The sequence below is a fragment of the Clavibacter sp. B3I6 genome (assembly GCF_030816895.1).
GTDB lineage: Bacteria > Actinomycetota > Actinomycetes > Actinomycetales > Microbacteriaceae > Clavibacter.
Map to the genome: position 1 here is coordinate 2,111,405 of NZ_JAUSYL010000001.1, position 16,320 is coordinate 2,127,724.

Annotated in this window: 12 protein-coding genes and 1 pseudogene; 3 read left to right on the forward strand and 10 right to left on the reverse strand. The window is 72.5% G+C overall.

The features are described 5' to 3' along the window. Positions 1-20: 20 nt before the first annotated feature. Positions 21-1,034, forward strand: coding sequence for a LacI family DNA-binding transcriptional regulator (locus QFZ62_RS10115; protein ID WP_307505099.1), 1,014 nt, complete (start codon positions 21-23; stop codon positions 1,032-1,034). 655 nt (positions 1,035-1,689) lie between these two features. On the opposite strand, the pseudogene QFZ62_RS10120 reads toward QFZ62_RS10115, so the two are convergent. From QFZ62_RS10120 to QFZ62_RS10165, 10 genes and pseudogenes are all read right to left on the reverse strand, one after another. Continuing rightward, positions 1,690-3,504 (reverse strand): annotated as a pseudogene (locus tag QFZ62_RS10120) (TIM-barrel domain-containing protein); the annotation flags it as partial. 28 nt (positions 3,505-3,532) lie between these two features. Then, positions 3,533-4,414 (reverse strand): carbohydrate ABC transporter permease, encoded by an 882-nt coding sequence (locus QFZ62_RS10125; protein ID WP_307505104.1) that lies wholly within the window; start codon positions 4,412-4,414, stop codon positions 3,533-3,535. After that, positions 4,411-5,346, reverse strand: a complete 936-nt coding sequence (locus QFZ62_RS10130) for a carbohydrate ABC transporter permease (RefSeq protein ID WP_373425956.1) — start codon at positions 5,344-5,346, stop codon at positions 4,411-4,413. The genes QFZ62_RS10125 and QFZ62_RS10130 overlap by 4 nt, the downstream gene beginning before the upstream one ends. Before the next feature lie 37 nt (positions 5,347-5,383). Next, positions 5,384-6,676 (reverse strand): ABC transporter substrate-binding protein, encoded by a 1,293-nt coding sequence (locus QFZ62_RS10135; RefSeq protein ID WP_307505106.1) that lies wholly within the window; start codon positions 6,674-6,676, stop codon positions 5,384-5,386. A gap of 86 nt (positions 6,677-6,762) precedes the next feature. After that, positions 6,763-7,557, reverse strand: a complete 795-nt coding sequence (locus QFZ62_RS10140) for an aminotransferase class V-fold PLP-dependent enzyme (protein ID WP_307505109.1) — start codon at positions 7,555-7,557, stop codon at positions 6,763-6,765. Positions 7,558-8,170: 613 nt separating this feature from the next. Beyond that, positions 8,171-9,046: a carbohydrate ABC transporter permease gene (locus QFZ62_RS10145; RefSeq protein WP_307505112.1), complete on the reverse strand. Its 876-nt coding sequence runs from the start codon at positions 9,044-9,046 to the stop codon at positions 8,171-8,173. Then, positions 9,039-10,025 (reverse strand): carbohydrate ABC transporter permease, encoded by a 987-nt coding sequence (locus QFZ62_RS10150; protein ID WP_307505114.1) that lies wholly within the window; start codon positions 10,023-10,025, stop codon positions 9,039-9,041. Before QFZ62_RS10150 ends, QFZ62_RS10145 begins: the two co-directional genes overlap by 8 nt. A 5-nt stretch (positions 10,026-10,030) precedes the next feature. Further along, positions 10,031-11,347 carry a sugar ABC transporter substrate-binding protein gene (locus QFZ62_RS10155; RefSeq protein WP_307505116.1) on the reverse strand — a complete coding sequence of 439 codons (1,317 nt, stop codon included), beginning with the start codon at positions 11,345-11,347 and terminating at the stop codon, positions 10,031-10,033. Positions 11,348-11,379: 32 nt separating this feature from the next. Further along, positions 11,380-12,561 (reverse strand): Gfo/Idh/MocA family protein, encoded by a 1,182-nt coding sequence (locus QFZ62_RS10160; RefSeq protein ID WP_307505118.1) that lies wholly within the window; start codon positions 12,559-12,561, stop codon positions 11,380-11,382. 203 nt (positions 12,562-12,764) lie between these two features. Next, a complete protein-coding gene (locus QFZ62_RS10165) occupies positions 12,765-13,595 on the reverse strand; it encodes a DeoR/GlpR family DNA-binding transcription regulator (RefSeq protein WP_307505120.1) in 831 nt (276 codons plus the stop codon). Positions 13,596-13,831: 236 nt separating this feature from the next. On the opposite strand from QFZ62_RS10165, the gene QFZ62_RS10170 reads away from it, so the two are divergent. Both QFZ62_RS10170 and QFZ62_RS10175 read left to right on the forward strand, forming a co-directional pair. After that, positions 13,832-15,169: a D-tagatose-bisphosphate aldolase, class II, non-catalytic subunit gene (locus QFZ62_RS10170; protein WP_307505122.1), complete on the forward strand. Its 1,338-nt coding sequence runs from the start codon at positions 13,832-13,834 to the stop codon at positions 15,167-15,169. After that, positions 15,162-16,319, forward strand: a complete 1,158-nt coding sequence (locus QFZ62_RS10175; protein ID WP_307505125.1) for an SIS domain-containing protein — start codon at positions 15,162-15,164, stop codon at positions 16,317-16,319. The genes QFZ62_RS10170 and QFZ62_RS10175 overlap by 8 nt, the downstream gene beginning before the upstream one ends. Position 16,320: the final 1 nt, after the last annotated feature.

Consider the following 16,320-nt stretch of genomic DNA (forward strand, 5'->3'; position numbering starts at 1 on the left):
CGCGTCGATAGCATGCGGGAATGGGACGGGTCACGCTGCAGGACGTCGCGGACCTCGCGGGCGTGTCGATGAAGACGGTCTCCAACGTCGTCAACGACTACCAGCACATCAGCCCGGGCATGCGGGAGCGCGTGCGGTCCGCCATCGACGAGCTCGGCTACCGCCCGAACCGCTCGGGTCGGAGCCTCGCCACGGGCCGGTCGCGCATGATCGGGCTCGCGTTCCCGGACCTGCGGCGCCCCTACTTCGCGGAGCTCGCGCACGTCTTCGCCCGCGTCGCCCAGGCGCGCGGGTACGGGATGGTGCTGATCGAGACGGGCGGCACCGCCGAGGGCGAGCGGGCGGTGCTCGACGACCGGGAGGCCGGGTTCGTCGACGGCCTCGTGATCCACCCGCAGTCGCTGACCGCGTCCGAGCTCGACGCGGTGCGCGGGGACGCAGCGGTCGTGTTCCTCGGCGAGGACCCCCAGCCCGCGGGATCCGACCAGGTCGCCGTGGACAACGTGGAAGCCGCGCGGTCGGCGGTCGCGCACCTCGTCGCGTCCGGGCGACGCCGCATCGGCTTCCTCGGCCACGAGCCCGACGACGTGTCCCGCACGTCGGCCCTCCGGCTCGAGGGGTACCGCCGCGGACTCGACGACGCCGGCCTGGCGTTCGACGCCTCGCGGCTCGTCGCGCGCGAGGCGGGCGACGCCCTGGGCGCGGAGGAGGCCCTGACGGAGGCCCTCGACCGGGGCCTCGACGTCGACGCGCTGCTGTGCCGCGAGGACCTCGCCGCCATCGGCGCCCTCCGCGCGCTGCACCGGCGCGGGATCCGCGTGCCGGACGACGTGGCGGTCGTGGGCTGGGACGCGATCGAGCTCGGGGCGAGCGTCATGCCCAGCCTGACCTCCGTGGCGCCGGACACGCGCGAGCTCGCGGAGCGCGCCCTCGACCTGCTGCTGCAGCGGGTCGGCGGCGACGAGGAGCCGGGACGCCACGTGACCGTCGGCCACCGGCTGGTGCTGCGCGAGAGCGCGCCGGCCGTCCCCTGACGACCGGCGGCGCCCCGCTCAGACGTCGGCCGAGGTCACCGACCCGAGGACCTCGGCGACGGCCCGCGATGACGGACGCCGGGAGGTCGACCGCCTGCAGCTCGACCAGCCGGTCGGCGGTCGCGCGTCCGCTGCTGACCACGCCCCACGCCTCCAGCTTCTCGGGGTTGCCGGCCTGCGCCTCCTCGAGGATCACGCGGGCGGCCTCGGTCGGATCCACCCCGACGCGCAGGGGGCCGGTGCGGACGACGGCGTCCGCGGAGGCTACGTCGACGCTCCACCGGCCGTCCCGGCCGCGCACCTCGACGGCGACGCCGTCCACGGTGACGGGCGACGCGGGGAGCAGCGCGAGGAACGTCGCGGTGTAGACGCGGCCCGCGGGGATGACGCCGTGGGGATCCTGCCGCTCGATCCGCAGCTCGCCGGCCGGATCCCACGCGAAGGCCGTGCGCGCGCTGCCCGCGGCCGTCGCGGAGGCGGACCCGGCGGCCCGATCGCGGGCGGACCGGTCGTCGGCGGCCCGGTCGTCGGCGGCCTCGGCGTCCTCGACGAGCACGAAGCGCCCGGCCGCGGCGGGCGCCACGACGACCTCGAGGTGCGCGGGGTTCCGGGTGGCGTCGAGCTCCGTCGTGGCGTCGAGGGGGAGGATCCCGCCGGCGCGGAGGAGCACCGGGACGCTCGCGATGGTGCGGTGCAGCTCGATGGTGCGGTCGCCGCGGTAGACGGTGCCGGTGACGAGGTCGGTCCACAGCCCGGCGGGGAGCCAGGCGCGGGTGCTGCCGCGCCGGGACGCCGGATCGCGCGGGGTCGTGATCGGCGCGACGACCAGCTCGGACCCGAGCTCGTACTGGTTCGGCACCGTGTACGCCTCCTGCCGCCGGGGCTCCGCGTGGTACATCGGCCGGACGAGCGGCACCCCCTCCTCCGCGGCGCGGTGGTTCATCGTGTGCAGGTAGGGGACGAGGCGGTGCCGGAGCCGCAGGGCGTCGTCCATCGCCGCGCGGTGCTCGGCCGGGAACAGCCAGGGCTCCTTGCGGATGAACGGGTTGTTCGCCGAGTGCAGCCGCGTGATGGGCGACAGCACGCCGAACTGGACCCACCGCGTGGCGAGCTCATCGTCGCGGATCCCGCGCGTGTGGCCGCCGATGTCGTGGCTCCACCAGCTGTAGCCGATGTTCGAGGCGGTGGCCGTGAACTCGGGCTGGAAGTCGAGGGAGGCCCACGAGACGACGGCGTCGCCGGAGAACCCGACGGCGTAGCGGTGGCTGCCGGGACCCGCGTACCGGGAGAAGGTCATGCCGGATCCGCCGTCGCGGGCCGCGTCGAGGTGGTGGAAGTGGTTGAGCACCCAGAGCGGGTCGACGCCGGGCAGGTCGGAGGTGCGGCCCTGCTGCCAGTCGATCCACCAGAAGTCGACGCCCTGCTCCTCGAGCGGGTGGTGCAGCTCGCGGAAGTACGCCTCGAGGAAGGCGGGGTCGGTCGGCGAGAACGGCACCGGCGCCTCGGTCGCGGGGTCGATGCCGACGGCGCGCGCGATCTCGGGGTAGCGGTCCTCGAAGGCGCGGACGCCGTCCGCGGGGTGCAGGTTGAGGGTCGTGCGCATGCCGCGCCGGTGCAGCTCGGCGAGGAACGCCGCGGGGTCGGGGAAGAGCGACGGCTCCCACGAGTAGCCCGTCCAGCCGTTCCCGAAGCGGGACGGCACCGAGTCGACGCGGTGCCAGTCCATGTCGATGACGGCGACGGACAGCGGCACGCCCTCCTCCTCGAAGCGGTCCAGGAGGGCGAGGTAGGAGTCGTCGCTGTAGGGGTGGTAGCGGCTCCACCAGGTGCCGAGCGCCCACCGGGGCAGGAGCATCGGGTCGCCCGACACGGCGTAGAGGGCGCGCACGGCGTCGGCGTGGTCGCGCCCGTGGACGAACACGTAGAGGTCCTCCTGCCCGGGGCGCCGCGAGCCGATCCACCCGTCGTCCTCGAAGAGCATCGACGCGGCGTCGTCCACGATCGCGATGCCGTCCGGCGCGACGACGCCGGACTCGAGGTCGGTCCGGCCGTCGACGTCGTCGAGGGTGCGGGCGGTGCCGCCGAGGTCGCGGGTCGGCTCCCCGTGCCGCCACCGTCCGGCGTCGGCGCCGATCACCTCGACGACGAGGCCGCTGGAGGAGAAGGGGCCGCCGTCGTAGCGGAGGCGCGCGCGGCGGGTCGTGACCGTGACGCCGTCGCCGTGCCGCTCGGCGGTGAACGACGCCGCGGGGAGGTCGCGGCGGATCGCGAAGGCCGACGCGCGGTCCTCCGGGCCCGCTCCCGGCACGGACGGGTCCCAGCGCTCGACGCGGAGGAGGCCCTCGGTGAGCACGGTGACGCGCCACCCGTCCCCGTGGATCTGCTGCTCGGCGCGCGCGACGGGCGCGCTCTCCGGGAGGGGGCGGATGGTGCGGGTGCCCGTGGTCGTGGATCGGACGGGTGCGGTCATGGTGCTCCTCGGGCTGGATGCGGTGGGGTCAGCTCTTCACGGCGCCCTGGGTCACGCCGCTGATGACCCAGCGCTGCGCGATCAGGTAGACGATGATCGTCGGCGCCATGGCCATCAGGTACGACGCGAAGGCGACGTTGTAGTCGGTGCCGAACTGGCTCTGGAAGATGTTCTGCACGACGGGGAGCGTCTGCAGGGCGGGGTCGGCCGTGATGAGCGACGGCAGCATGAAGTCGTTCCACGACGCGAGGAAGGCGAAGATGCCGACCGTGGCGTTCATGGGCGCGAGCAGCGGGAAGACGATGCGCCAGAAGACCTGCCACGTGCTCGCGCCGTCGATGCGGGCGCTCTCCTCGAGCTCGAGGGGGATCGAGCGGAGGTAGGCCGAGTAGAGCAGCACGCTGAAGGACAGCTGGAACATGGCGTGCAGGATCCCGACGCCCACGGGCCCGTCGAGGCCGAGGATCGCCGTGAGCTGGATCTGCGGCAGCGCGACCACGGGGAACGGCAGGAAGAGGGCGGCCAGCAGGTAGTACAGCGCCCAGCGGAAGAAGCGGTGGTCCCAGTTGCGGACGACCGCGTAGGCGGCGACGGAGCTGAGCAGCAGCGTGAGGACGACGGCGATGGCCGCGACGAGGAGTGAGACCCCGAAGGAGACGGGGAAGCGCGTCAGCTCCCAGGCGACGGCGAAGCTCTCCGGGTTGAACGGGGCGGGGAGCGAGAAGACGTTGCCGTCCGCCGACTGCGCGCTCGTCTTTAAGGCCATGCTCACGGTCGCGTAGAGCGGCAGGAGCACGGTGAGCGACGCGAGGATCAGCAGGATCGTGACCGGCCAGCTCCTCCGGTTGAGGCGCTTCCGGTGCGCGTCGCCCGCGGTCGCGTGCGTGCGTGGAGCTCGGGTGGAGGTCACAGTCGGACCGCCCTTCCGCGGGTGGCGATGAGCTGGATGACGGAGATGATCAGCGTCACGATGAAGAAGACGGACGCGTTGGCCATCTGGTACGCGTAGTCGCCTCCGGTGAACCCGCTGAAGATCGTCATGGCGACGCTGCGGGTGGCGGTGCCGGGGCCGCCGCCGGTGAGGCCGACGATGACGTCGTAGGCGCCGAGGTAGCCCTTGACGCCGAGGACCGTGTTGATGAGGACGAAGCCGGCGATCAGCGGCAGCGTGATGGTGCGGAACTGCATCCACCCGGTCGCGCCGTCGAGGGAGCTCGCCTCGTAGAGGTCGGCGGAGATCGCGGTGAGGCCGGCCGTGTAGACGAGCAGGGCGCCGGGGATGGTCTGCCAGGCGCTGACGATGACGATGGAGAGCCACGCGAGGTTCGGATCCCCGAGGATGCTCTCCTCCAGCGGGCCGAAGCCGACCGCCTGCGCGAGCGCCGGCAGCGAGTTGGAGAAGAGGAAGTTGAAGACGTAGGCGACGACGATGCCGGACACGACCATCGGGATCACCAGGATGCTCCGCAGAGGTGCGGCGAACCGGATGCGGCTCGACAGCGCGACGGCGAGCGACAGGGCGATCACCTGGGCGATGAGCACCGTGACCACGGCGAACCCGATGGTGAACCCGTAGGAGGCGAGGATGCTCGGGTCGGAGAAGAGGGTGGCGTAGTTCCGCAGGCCGAGGAACGACCAGGCGCCGTAGCCGACGTAGTCGGTGAAGCTGTAGAGGATGCCGATGACGGCGGGCCCGACCACGAACGCCGTGAACAGCACGAGCGCCGGCACGAGGAAGACGTAGTAGAGGAACTGCGGCCGCCTCCTGCCGGTGCGGCGCGCAGCCGTCCGAGGGGGCGGCGGCGCGGCCGTCATGGGCGCGAGCGGGGTCTGGACGGTCATCGTCGCTCCTCGGAGGGGTCGGTCGTGCCGGTGCGGGTCATACGAGGGCGTCCCGTCCGGCGACGAGGCGCCAGTCGGCGTCGAGCTGGCGGAGCATGCCCTCGAAGTCGCCGCTCCGGGTCGCCGACTGGAGGTAGTTGCCGAGGGGGATCGACGCGGGCACGAAGGTGCCGGCCCCCTGGTAGAAGGCGGCGGAGTCGATGTAGGGCTGCAGCCCGGCGACGCGCTCGTCGGTCTGCGGCGGGGCGTCGGCGGTGGTCGAGTACGCGAGGTTGTCGCGGTTGTACGCGTCGATGATCTCCGGCCGCATGAGGAACTCGACGAGCTCGACGGCCTCGTCGCGGTGCGCGGTGCCCGTCGGGATGTAGAGGCCGAGGTCGATGTTCACGCGCGCCTTCCGGTCCGCGGGATCCTCCGAGACGGGGAGCGCGAAGGTGCCGACCTCGAGGTCCTCGTCGATGAGGGCGATCTGGCTGAGCGCCCAGGGGCCCTGCAGGTACATGGCCGCCTCGCCCTTGCCGAAGGCGAGGTTGCCGTCGGCGTAGGTGCGCACGGCGTGGTCGGGGTTGAAGAACGAGGAGACGACCTTCGCGCGCTCCATCGGCACGGCGAGCGTGCTCTGGAACGACACCTCCGAGTCGGGGCCGACGTCGGTGCCGAGCGCCTGCATCCGCCCGAAGAAGGCGCCGGTGTCGACGAGGCTCCCGACGGAGTAGTCGAACAGGCCCTGCCAGAGGGTCCAGGTGTCGCGGTCCGTGGCGTAGATCGGGGTGATGTCGGTCTTCTGGATCTCCGTGCAGACGTCGACGAACTGGGACCAGGTCTCCGGTACGGGAAGCCCCATGTCGGCGAAGATGCGCTTGTTGTAGATGACCCCCGCGGCGGTGAGCGAGTACGGGAGCACGCTGGTCCGGCCGGGGTAGGTGGCGTACTGAGTGGCGAGCTTCGCGACGTCGGGTCGGATCCGCTCCGCCGACGGCAGCTCGGACAGGTCGCTGAGGACGCCGCGCCCGATGTAGCGGGCGAGCTCCAGGTTCGTGTTGAAGCAGCCGACGTCCGCGGGCTGGCGGCGGACGAACTGCGGGGCGATGGAGGCGGTGGCGTCGTGGACGACGCGGATGCCGCCGTGCTCCTGCTCGAACCGGCGGAGGAGGTCGTCGAAGTAGGCGATGACCTCCTGCTTCTGCTCGTAGAAGCCGATGGTCGTCGTGCCGCCCGTGCCGCCGGCGGAGGGGGCGCATCCAGCGAGCCCGAGCGCGGCGAGGGCGCCGGAGCCGGCGAGGAACGTCCGTCTGCTCAGCGGTGCGTGCGATTCTGCGGTCCTGCTCACGCGTCATCTCCTTCGATTGCGGCGGCAGTCGAATTTACAGCGCTAGAAACGCGAAGCGCAAGGGACGGCGGTCGGGACGGAGCGGATCAGGACGCCGTCGCCCACTCCCAGAGCCGGGGCACGCAGCGCTCGGCGAAGTCCTCGTAGTCGGCCGGGGTGTTGTAGACGTGCGTCGAGATGCGGAGGTAGCCGACGCCGTCGAACGCCGTGAACGCGCAGAGGGCGCCGAGCTCCTCGATCACCCGGTCGCGCAGCGCGTTGCCGCCGCCGGGGCCGGTCGCGAGCGGAGCGGGGAGGCGCACGAGCCGGAGGGCCGCCACCGGCATGCCGACGTCGACGCGGTGGTCCTCGCCCGTGAGCGCGCCGAACGCGTCGGCGATCACGTCGACCGCGTGGTCGGCGAGGGCGGACATGTATGCGCGGGCGGCGCCCCAGCCCCACGTCCGGTCGACGAGGTCGAGGGACGTCGGCGCCGCGAGCCAGCTGGTGAGGTCGAGGGTGCCCTGCTCGTCGAACCGCTCCGGGTACGGGCGGCCGGCGCCCCAGCTGTCGATGAGCGGGTTGAGCTCCGGCACGAGCGGGCCGCGGGCGACGAGGACGCCGGTGCCGCGGGGCGCGCAGGGGAACTTGTGCATGTTGCCGACCCAGAAGTCCGCCTCGAGGTCGCGCAGCGGATCCGCGAGGAGGCCGGGCGCGTGCGCGCCGTCGACGAGCATCGGCACGCCCCTCTCGCGGGCGATGCGCGCGACGGCGGCGACGGGCAGCTCCCGGGCGGTGGGCGACGTCACGTGGTCGAGGACGAGGAGCGAGGTGTCCCCGGTGACGGCCTCGGCGATCCTCCCGAGGGCCTCGTCGTGGTCGGCGCCGAGGGGCACCGGCACGGTGCGCACGGTCCCGCCCCACCGCCGCGCCAGGCGCTCGCGCACCCATCGTCACGGCCCCGTAGCCGTGGTCGGTGACGACGACCTCGAGGCCGCGGGCGACCGGGAGGCTGGAGAACACGACGCTCGCGCCGGCGCTCGCGTTCGGCACGAAGGCGAGGGACGCGGGAACCGTGCGCAGGAAGCCGGCGACGCGACCTCGCGCCTCGGCGACGAGGTGCGGCAGGCGCGGGAACCACACCAGCGGCGCCGCCTCCATGAGCGCCCGCGACCGCGCCTGGTGCGCCTGCGACTCCCGGGGGACGGCGCCGAAGGACCCGTGGTTGAGGTGGAGGAGGGCGGGATCGAGGGTGAAGGCGTCGGCGGCCGGGCTCCCGTCCGGCAGGAGGAGCGGCGCGGGGGCGGCGACGCGCGCGGTCCGGCGGCCGCCTCCGTCCGGCACGTCGACGGGCGGCACGGAGGGCTGCGAGCTCATGGGCCGAGGCTAGTGCAGCGCTGTAGAGGCGACCGGGCTCGGGGTCGGCCGGCGTCGGGGACGCGGCCCGGACGGCGACGCGCGGGTCCCCCGGGGTCCCCCGCCTGCGACGAGGGACCCGCGGGGTGGCACCGGCGGCTACTTCAGGCCGCTGGACGCGAGGCCGTCGATGACCCGGCGCTGCAGCACGATGAACAGTATGAGCACGGGTGCCATCGCGAGCAGGCTCGCCGCCATCACCACCGGGTAGTCGGTGGTGCGGTCGCCGATCAGCGTCGCGAGGCCGGCGGAGAGCGGCATCCGGTCGCTGAACGTGGTCACGACGAGCGGCCAGAGCAGCTCGTTCCACGACCACAGCACGGTCGTGATGGCGAGGACGCTGATCGTGGGCTTGGCGAGCGGCAGCATGATGCGCCAGAAGATCTGGAAGGGGTTCGCCCCGTCGAGCCGGGCCGCCTCCTCGAGCTCGGCCGGCATCGCCAGGAAGGCGGTCCGCATCAGGTAGGTGCCGAAGGCGCTGAAGAGCCCGGGCAGCACGAGACCGCCGAGGCTGTCGAGCAGGCCCAGGCCCTGCACGATCTGGTACTGCGACAGCAGGTACACCTGCGAGGGCACCATCAGGATCGACAGCACCATCGCGAGCAGGATCGCCCGTCCGCGGAACCGCATGCGCGCGAACGCGTAGCCGGCGAGGGTGCAGAACAGGATCTGCGCGACCGTCCGGATCACGGTGACGAGCACCGACGTCTGCAGCTGCTGCACGAACGGCAGGCGCTCGAGGACCTCGGCGTAGTTCGACCACTGGATCTCCTGCGGCCAGAACACGGGCGTGACGCTCTGCACCTCCGCGTTGGTCGACAGCGACATGATGATCTGCCAGAGGAACGGGAAGGCCATGACGAGGCCGCCGACCCCGAGCACGAGGTGCGCGACGACGTGGGAACCGCCGCGGCGCCGTCGACGACGCGACGCGGCCGAGGCCGCCGGTCGGACGCGGATCGCCTGCTCAGTCACCCTGCACCCACCTCCTCTGGAAGCGGAACTGGACGGCGGTGACGATGCCGATGATCAGGAAGATCGCCATGGCGACCGCGGCCGCGTAGCCCTTGTCGTTGTTCACGAATCCCTCGCGGTAGAAGAAGTAGACGAGCGACATGCTCTTGGGCAGCACGGGGTTGCTGCTGCCGAGGATCGCGTACAGCAGGTCGAACACCTGGAAGCTCGAGATGACCGTGACGATGGTGACGAAGAAGACGCTCGGCGACAGGAGCGGCACCGTGATGTCGCGGAACTGCCGCCAGCGCGTGGCCCCGTCGAGCTCGGAGGCCTCGTAGAGCTCCGGCGGGATGTTCTTGAGGCCCGCCGCGAGCACGATCAGGCTGAAGCCCAGCGAGGACCAGAGCCCCACGACGGCCACGGCGATCGTCGCGAAGACGGGTGTGCTGATCCAGTACGGCCCGTCGACGCCGACCAGCGCGAGCGCGTGGTTGAGCAGCCCGAAGTCGCCGTTGAAGATCACCCGCCACACCATCGCGACCGCGGTCGGCATCGCGACGTACGGGAGGAAGAACAGCACCCGGTAGAGCGACGCGAAGCGCAGCCCCGGGAGGTTGAGCAGGCTCGCCAGGTAGACCGCGATCGGGATGCCGAGCAGCACGATGGCCGTGTAGAGCAGCGTGTTGCCGAGCGAGAGGTACAGCTGCGGGTCCTGCAGCAGCCGGACGTAGTTCTCGATCCCGGCGAAGGTGGATCCGCCGAACGGCCCGGTCTCGGTGAACGAGCTCCCGGCCGTCTGGACGATCGGCCAGATGTAGAAGACGAGCACCCCGAGCACGAGCGGGGCGACGAAGAGCCAGGGCCAGGCCCCGTCCCCGGCTCCGCGGCGCGGACGCGACGCGGACCCGGTCGGCGGGGATGCGGTCGAGGGCGCGTCTCCCCTGGCGCCGTCCGGGAGGGACGGCGCCGGTGCGCGGGAGTGGGCGGCGGTCGTCATCAGCGTCACTCCTCGGCCAGCGCCGCGTCCATCTCCGCGGCCAGCTCTTCGGTGACCTCGGCCACCGGGCGGTCGCCGGAGAACCCCTGCGGCAGCAGGTCGGTCTCGAGCGCGTTCCACACGGCGGTGTTGCCGCTCACGGGCAGGGGCTGCGCGTAGTCGAGCGCGTCGAGGAAGACCTGGAGTCGGGCGTCGGGCATGGAGCCGGTGAACGCGGTCTGGGTCCCGGTGAAGGCCGGGATGACGGCGCCGGCATCGCCCTGCTGCTGCTGCGCCGCCTCGCTGGCGAGGAACACCTGCAGGGCCTGCGCGGCCTGCTTCTGCTCGGAGGCCGCCGAGACGACGTTGGAGACCCCGTGGATCACGGTGGCCTGCTCCTCGCCCTGCGGCAGGGGGAGCACGACGACGTCCTGCTCGAGCTCCGTGTCGGTGAGCGCCGACCGGAACCAGCTGCCGCCCCAGTACATGGCGAGCTTGCCCGAGGTGAACCACTGGTCCGCGGTCGTGTCGGTGAGCTGCTGGATGGAGGGGGAGCCGCCGCCGTCGATGAGGTCCGTCCAGAACTGGATGCCGGCCTGCGCCTCGGGGGACGCGTAGCCCGACCGGTCGCCGTCGATCACGGTGCCGCCCGCCTGGAGGACCGTGTTGTAGTAGGTCGTCTGGCCGTCCATGCCGCCGGCGGCGCCGTAGACGCCGTCCGCGCTCAGCGCCGAGGAGATCGCCGCGGCGGTCTCCTGGAACTCCTCCCACGTCCAGTCGCCTTCGGGCACGGGCACGCCGGCCGCCTCGAAGAGGGCCTCGTTCGCCCAGATGCCGATGGTGTCGAAGTCCTTCGGCACGCCGTACGACACGCCGTCGACCGTGTCGAGGTCGACGAGCGCCTCGGGGTAGTCGCCGAGGTCGATGTCGCCCGCGTCGACCGCGCCCGTGATGGGCTCGATCTGGTCGTTCGATGCGTAGAGCCCGAGGTTCGGGCCGTTCATCCAGAACAGGTCGGGGAGGGTGTCGCTCGACGCCTGGGTCTGCAGCTTGGTCCAGTACTCGGAGAAGGGCGTGACGTTCACCGTCACCTCGATGCCCGGGTACTCCTCGTTGAAGGCGGCGATGTTCTCCTCGATGGCGGGGACCTGGTTCTTGTCCCACACGCCGTACGTGATGGACGCCGTGAGGTCCTTCGCGGGCGCGGCGTACTCCGCGGGGGAGCTGCCCGCGCCGTCGGAGCTGCAGCCGCTGGCGGCGAGGGCGACCCCGAGGACCAGGGCGGTGCCGAGGACGGCGCGCCGGCGGGGTCGGTGCGGGGCGGACGAGGGGGTGGTGCTCATCGGGTGGTCCTTCCGGGGGTGGGTGCGGGGGATCATGCGGGGAAGTGCTGCGCGACGTGCGCGGGGAGGTCGGGGACGGTGACGGGCACGGAGCCGTGACGGAGCGAGTGCGCCGCGAGCGATCCGGCGGCGACGGCCTCCCGCGCGGCGATCGGCGAGACGAGCGTGGGCGCGCCGTCGAGCAGGTGCGCGAAGAACTCGGTCATCGTGAGGAGGTCGGCGTCCTCGTGGCCGCTCGCCGCGCCCGCGATGGGGTGCTCGACGTCGCCCTCGACCTGCCACTCGTGCCGGCGGTTCCAGACCTTGACGACGCCGCCCGCGGTGTCGCCGACGTTCTCGAGGCGGCCCTCGGTGCCGATGACGGTGTAGTTGCGCCAGTAGTCGGGGGTGAAGTGGCACTGCTGGTAGCTGGCCATGACGCCGTTGTCGAGCGTCATGAGCATCATCGACACGTCCTCGACGTCGACGACCGGGTTGAGGCCGGACTGGCTGGCCGGCGGCCAGTTGTCGAACGAGAACCAGTCCGGCATGGTCTCGCCGCGTCGGTCGCGCCGGTCGGTCACGTCGCCGTAGACCATGAGGTCGCCCATGCCCACGACGCGGCGCGTGTAGCCGGACGCGAGGTGGTGGATCACGTCGATGTCGTGGCTGGCCTTCTGCAGCAGCAAGGTCCCCGTCTTCGTGCGGTCGGCGTGCCAGTCCTTGAAGTAGTAGTCGCCGCCGTTGCCGACGAAGTGGCGCACCCACACGGCCTTGACCTCGCCGATCTCGCCGCGCTCGATGATCTCGCGCATGACCCGGACGACGGCCGCGTGGCGGAAGTTGTGGCCGACGTAGAGGACGGTGCCGCTCCGGGCCGCGGCGTCGAGCACCCGGTCGGCCCCCTCGAGGGTGATCGCGAGGGGCTTCTCGAGGTAGACGGGGATGCCGGCGTCGAGCAGCGTGACCGCGATGGCCTCGTGGGCGTGGTCGGGGGCGGTGACGATCGCGGCGTCGACGTCGCCCGCGGCCACGAGGGCGTCGAGGTCGGCGTGGATCACGGCGTCGGGGTAGGCGCGCTGGGCGCGGGCCCGTCCGTCGGCGTCCGGCTCGACGATCGCGACGATGCGCGCGCCCTCGCGGGCGGCGCCCACGTGCTGGGCGATGGCGGCACGGGCGCCGAAGCCGACGACGGCCACGCGGACCGTCGCGGAGATGGGCGTCGAGGAGGTCATGAGAGGGCGATGCCCGTCGTTGCGCATGCATCCATGGTGCAACCCATGATCGTTTTTGTCACTACCAGCGGTGAAATGAGCATGTTGCGACAGTAACGGTCACGTCCACGAGCGCGACATCGTCGGCCGCTTGTTTACGAGGCCGTAACACGACGGGCGGCGGGAGCGCTCCCGCGGCCCCCGCCGCCCCTCCCCTGCCGGCGTCAGGCGGCGTCGCCGCCCCGGAGCTCGACCACGTGCACGGCCACGCCCGCGGCGATCAGCAGCTCCCGGGCGAGCGGATCCGCGCCCGAGTCCGTGACGAGGTCGTCGATCTCGCCGGCGTCCGCCATCTTCGCCAGCTGCACCTGGCCGACCTTCGCCCCGTCGGCCACCACGATGACGCGCTGCGCGTTGGCGACCATCGCGTGGTTGGTGCGCGCCTCGGTCTCGTCGTGGGTGGTGACGCCGCCCGCCGCCGTCACGCCGTCCGCGCCGAGGATCGCCGTGCCGACGTTGATCGCCTGGAGCGTGCCCTCCGCGAGCATGCCGACCGCCTCGTAGGAGCTCGGCCGCACGACGCCGCCCGTCATGATCACCTTCTGCCGCGGCCGGGCCGCGCACTCCGACGCGATGGTGAGCGAGTTGGTGATGATCGTGAGCCCGTCGCGGTACCGGAGCTCGCGGGCGACCTCGGCCGTCGTCGTCCCGCCGCTGAGGGCGAGCGCGTGCGGGCCGGCGGGCAGCAGCTCGACCGCCCGGCGCGCGATCAGCTGCTTGATGTGCCGGAGGCGCGTGCTCCGGAGGCGCACGGGGATCTCCCGCAGCGAGTCGCGCTCGCGCACGCCGCCGTGCGTGCGCAGGACGAGGCCCTGCTCGTCGAGGTCGGCGACGTCCCGGCGGAGCGTGGCCGCCGAGACGCCGAGGTGCTCCTCGAGCTCCGCGATCGAGACGCTCGAGCGCTCGTGCAGCAGTGCCAGCACGAGGCGCATGCGCTCCGCGCGCTTGGTCGACACCGCGCGCGGCAGGGACGGATTCGACGGGTCATGGGACATGGGCCACCTCGGCGATCAGCAAGCACGCAATCGGTCTGCGCATTTCAGACCGGATTGGCGTCAAAACTACACGAAACGCTCACTTCTCCCCGACGATCGGAGCACGAGCCGCTGCCGTCGCAGGACACGCGGGGCCGGCCGTCGCCCCGCGCGCTCGCCGGGGGCAGCAGGGAGGCCGGGACAACCGCCGCCCTCGCCCCGACCGGAGCGCATCCACCGACATGCCAAGGAGAACCATGGTCAACCACCTGTGGGACACGATCACGCAGCACAAGGCGGGTGGGTCCGTCGGCGTCTACTCGGTCTGCTCGGCGCACCCGACCGTCCTCGAGGCGGCGATCCGGCAGGCGGACGAGGACGGGACGTACCTGCTCGTCGAGGCCACGTCGAACCAGGTGGACCAGTTCGGCGGGTACACCGGGATGCGGCCCGCCGACTTCCGCGAGCTGGTGCACGGGATCGCCGCCGAGGTCGGGCTCCCCCGTGACCGGCTGGTGCTCGGCGGCGACCACCTCGGCCCGAACCGCTGGCAGGCGCTGCCGGCGGAGGAGGCCATGGTGAACGCCGAGGGACTGGTCGTCGCCTACGTCGAGGCCGGCTACACGAAGATCCACCTGGACTGCAGCATGTCCTGCGCGGGCGACCCGGTGCCGGTCGGCGACGACCTGGCCGCCGAGCGCTCGGCCCGCCTGCTCCGCGCCGCCGAGGACGCGGCGGCGCGCGCGGGACGCGAGGAGGCGATCCTCTACGTGATCGGCACGGAGGTGCCCGTGCCCGGCGGCGCCCACGAGACGCTCGGCGAGCTGACGCCCACGTCGCCGACGGCTGCCCGCGCCACCCTCGACCGCCATCGCCGCGCCTTCCAGGACGTCGGCCTCGACGGCATCTGGGACCGGATCATCGCGCTGGTCGTGCAGCCCGCCGTCGAGTTCGACCACCTGCGGGTCGTCGACTACGTGAGCTCCGGCACCACCGGGCTGCGGACGGTGCTCGACGACGAGCCCGGCCTCGTCTTCGAGGCGCACTCCACCGACTACCAGGGGAGCGCGCAGCTCGCCCAGCTGGTCGAGGACCACTGGGCGATCCTCAAGGTTGGCCCCGGCCTCACCTTCGCGATGCGCGAGGCGCTCTTCGCCGTCGCCCTCATCGAGGACGAGCTCGTCGCGGTGGAGGACCGGTCCCGGCTCATCGAGGTGCTCGAGGAGCGCATGCTCGACGAGCCCGGGTACTGGCAGGGCTACTACGAGGGCTCGGCGGACGAGCAGCGCATCGCGCGCCGCTACAGCTACAGCGACCGGATGCGGTACTACTGGCCGGACGCACCCGTCGCGGCGGCGGAGGCGCGGCTGTACGAGAACCTCGCCGCGCTCGAGATCCCGCTCCCGCTCATCAGCCAGTTCCTCCCCGACCAGTACGCCCGCGTGCGCGCAGGGCTCCTCGCCCCCGACGCCCGCGCGCTCGTGATGGACCGCGTCCGCGACGCGCTCCGCCCCTACGCCTCCGCCTGCTTCCCCGAGGTCCGCGACCGCGACCGCTCGACGACCACCGCCACCCCTGGAGCGCTCCATGCCTGACATCACCCCCGGCTCCGAAGCCACCGTCCGCGAGATCACGCAGCAGCCGGACGTGTGGCGCGAGGCCTCCGCCCGCGTCGCCGACGCCCGGCAGGACCTCGACGCCTTCCTCGCGCCGCTGCTGGCGCAACCCGATCTGCGCATCGTGCTCACGGGCGCGGGCACGTCCGCGTTCGTGGGGGAGATCGCCGCCCCGGCGCTGAGCCGCCGACTCGGACGCCGCGTCGAGGCCGTCGCCACGACCGACATCGTCTCGAACCCCCGCGAGTACCTCGCGGAGGACGTGCCCACCCTGCTCGTGTCCTTCGCCCGCTCGGGCAACAGCCCCGAGAGCAGCGCGGCCACGCGCCTCGCGGACGAGGTGCTCTCCGACGTGAGCCACCTCGTCATCACGTGCGACGAGACCGGCCTCCTGTCGCGGGACCACCGCGACCGCCCGGGCTCCCGCGTGGTGCTCATGCCGACGCGCGCCAACGACGAGGGCTTCGCGATGACGTCGAGCTTCACGTCGATGCTCCTGTCCTGCCTGCTGATCCTCGGGGGCCCGGACGACGCCGCCGTCGAGGCCCTCCGCGCGGCCGCGACGCACGTCATCGAGGAACGGCGCGACGACATCGCCGCCCTGGTCGCGACCGGGTGCACGCGCGTCGTCTATCTCGGCAGCGGGCCGCTCGCCGGCCTCGCCCGGGAGTCCGCGCTCAAGCTCCTCGAGCTGACGGCGGGGCGCGTCGTCACGTACCACGACTCCGCGCTGGGGTTCCGGCACGGGCCGAAGGCGGTCCTCGACGACGCGACGCTCGTGGTCGTCTACGTCTCCTCGGATCCGCACACGCGGCGCTACGACCTCGACATCCTGGCCGAGCTGCGCTCGACGCTGCCCGCGGAGCGCGTCGTCGCGATCTCCTCCGAGCCGCTCCCGGACGACGCCCCGCGCGCGTGGGTGCTGCCCGGCGTGGCCGGGCAGGAGGACGCCCTCCTCGCCGTCGCCTACGTCGTCGTCGCGCAGCTCCTGGGGCTGTCCTCCTCGCTCGCGCTCGGCGCGACGCCGGACAACCCGTTCCCCGACGGCACGGTCAACCGCGTGGTGCAGGGCGTGCGAATCCACCCGCTCGATGCGGGCGTCGCGGCCCTCGCCGAGGCGCGCAGCTGAC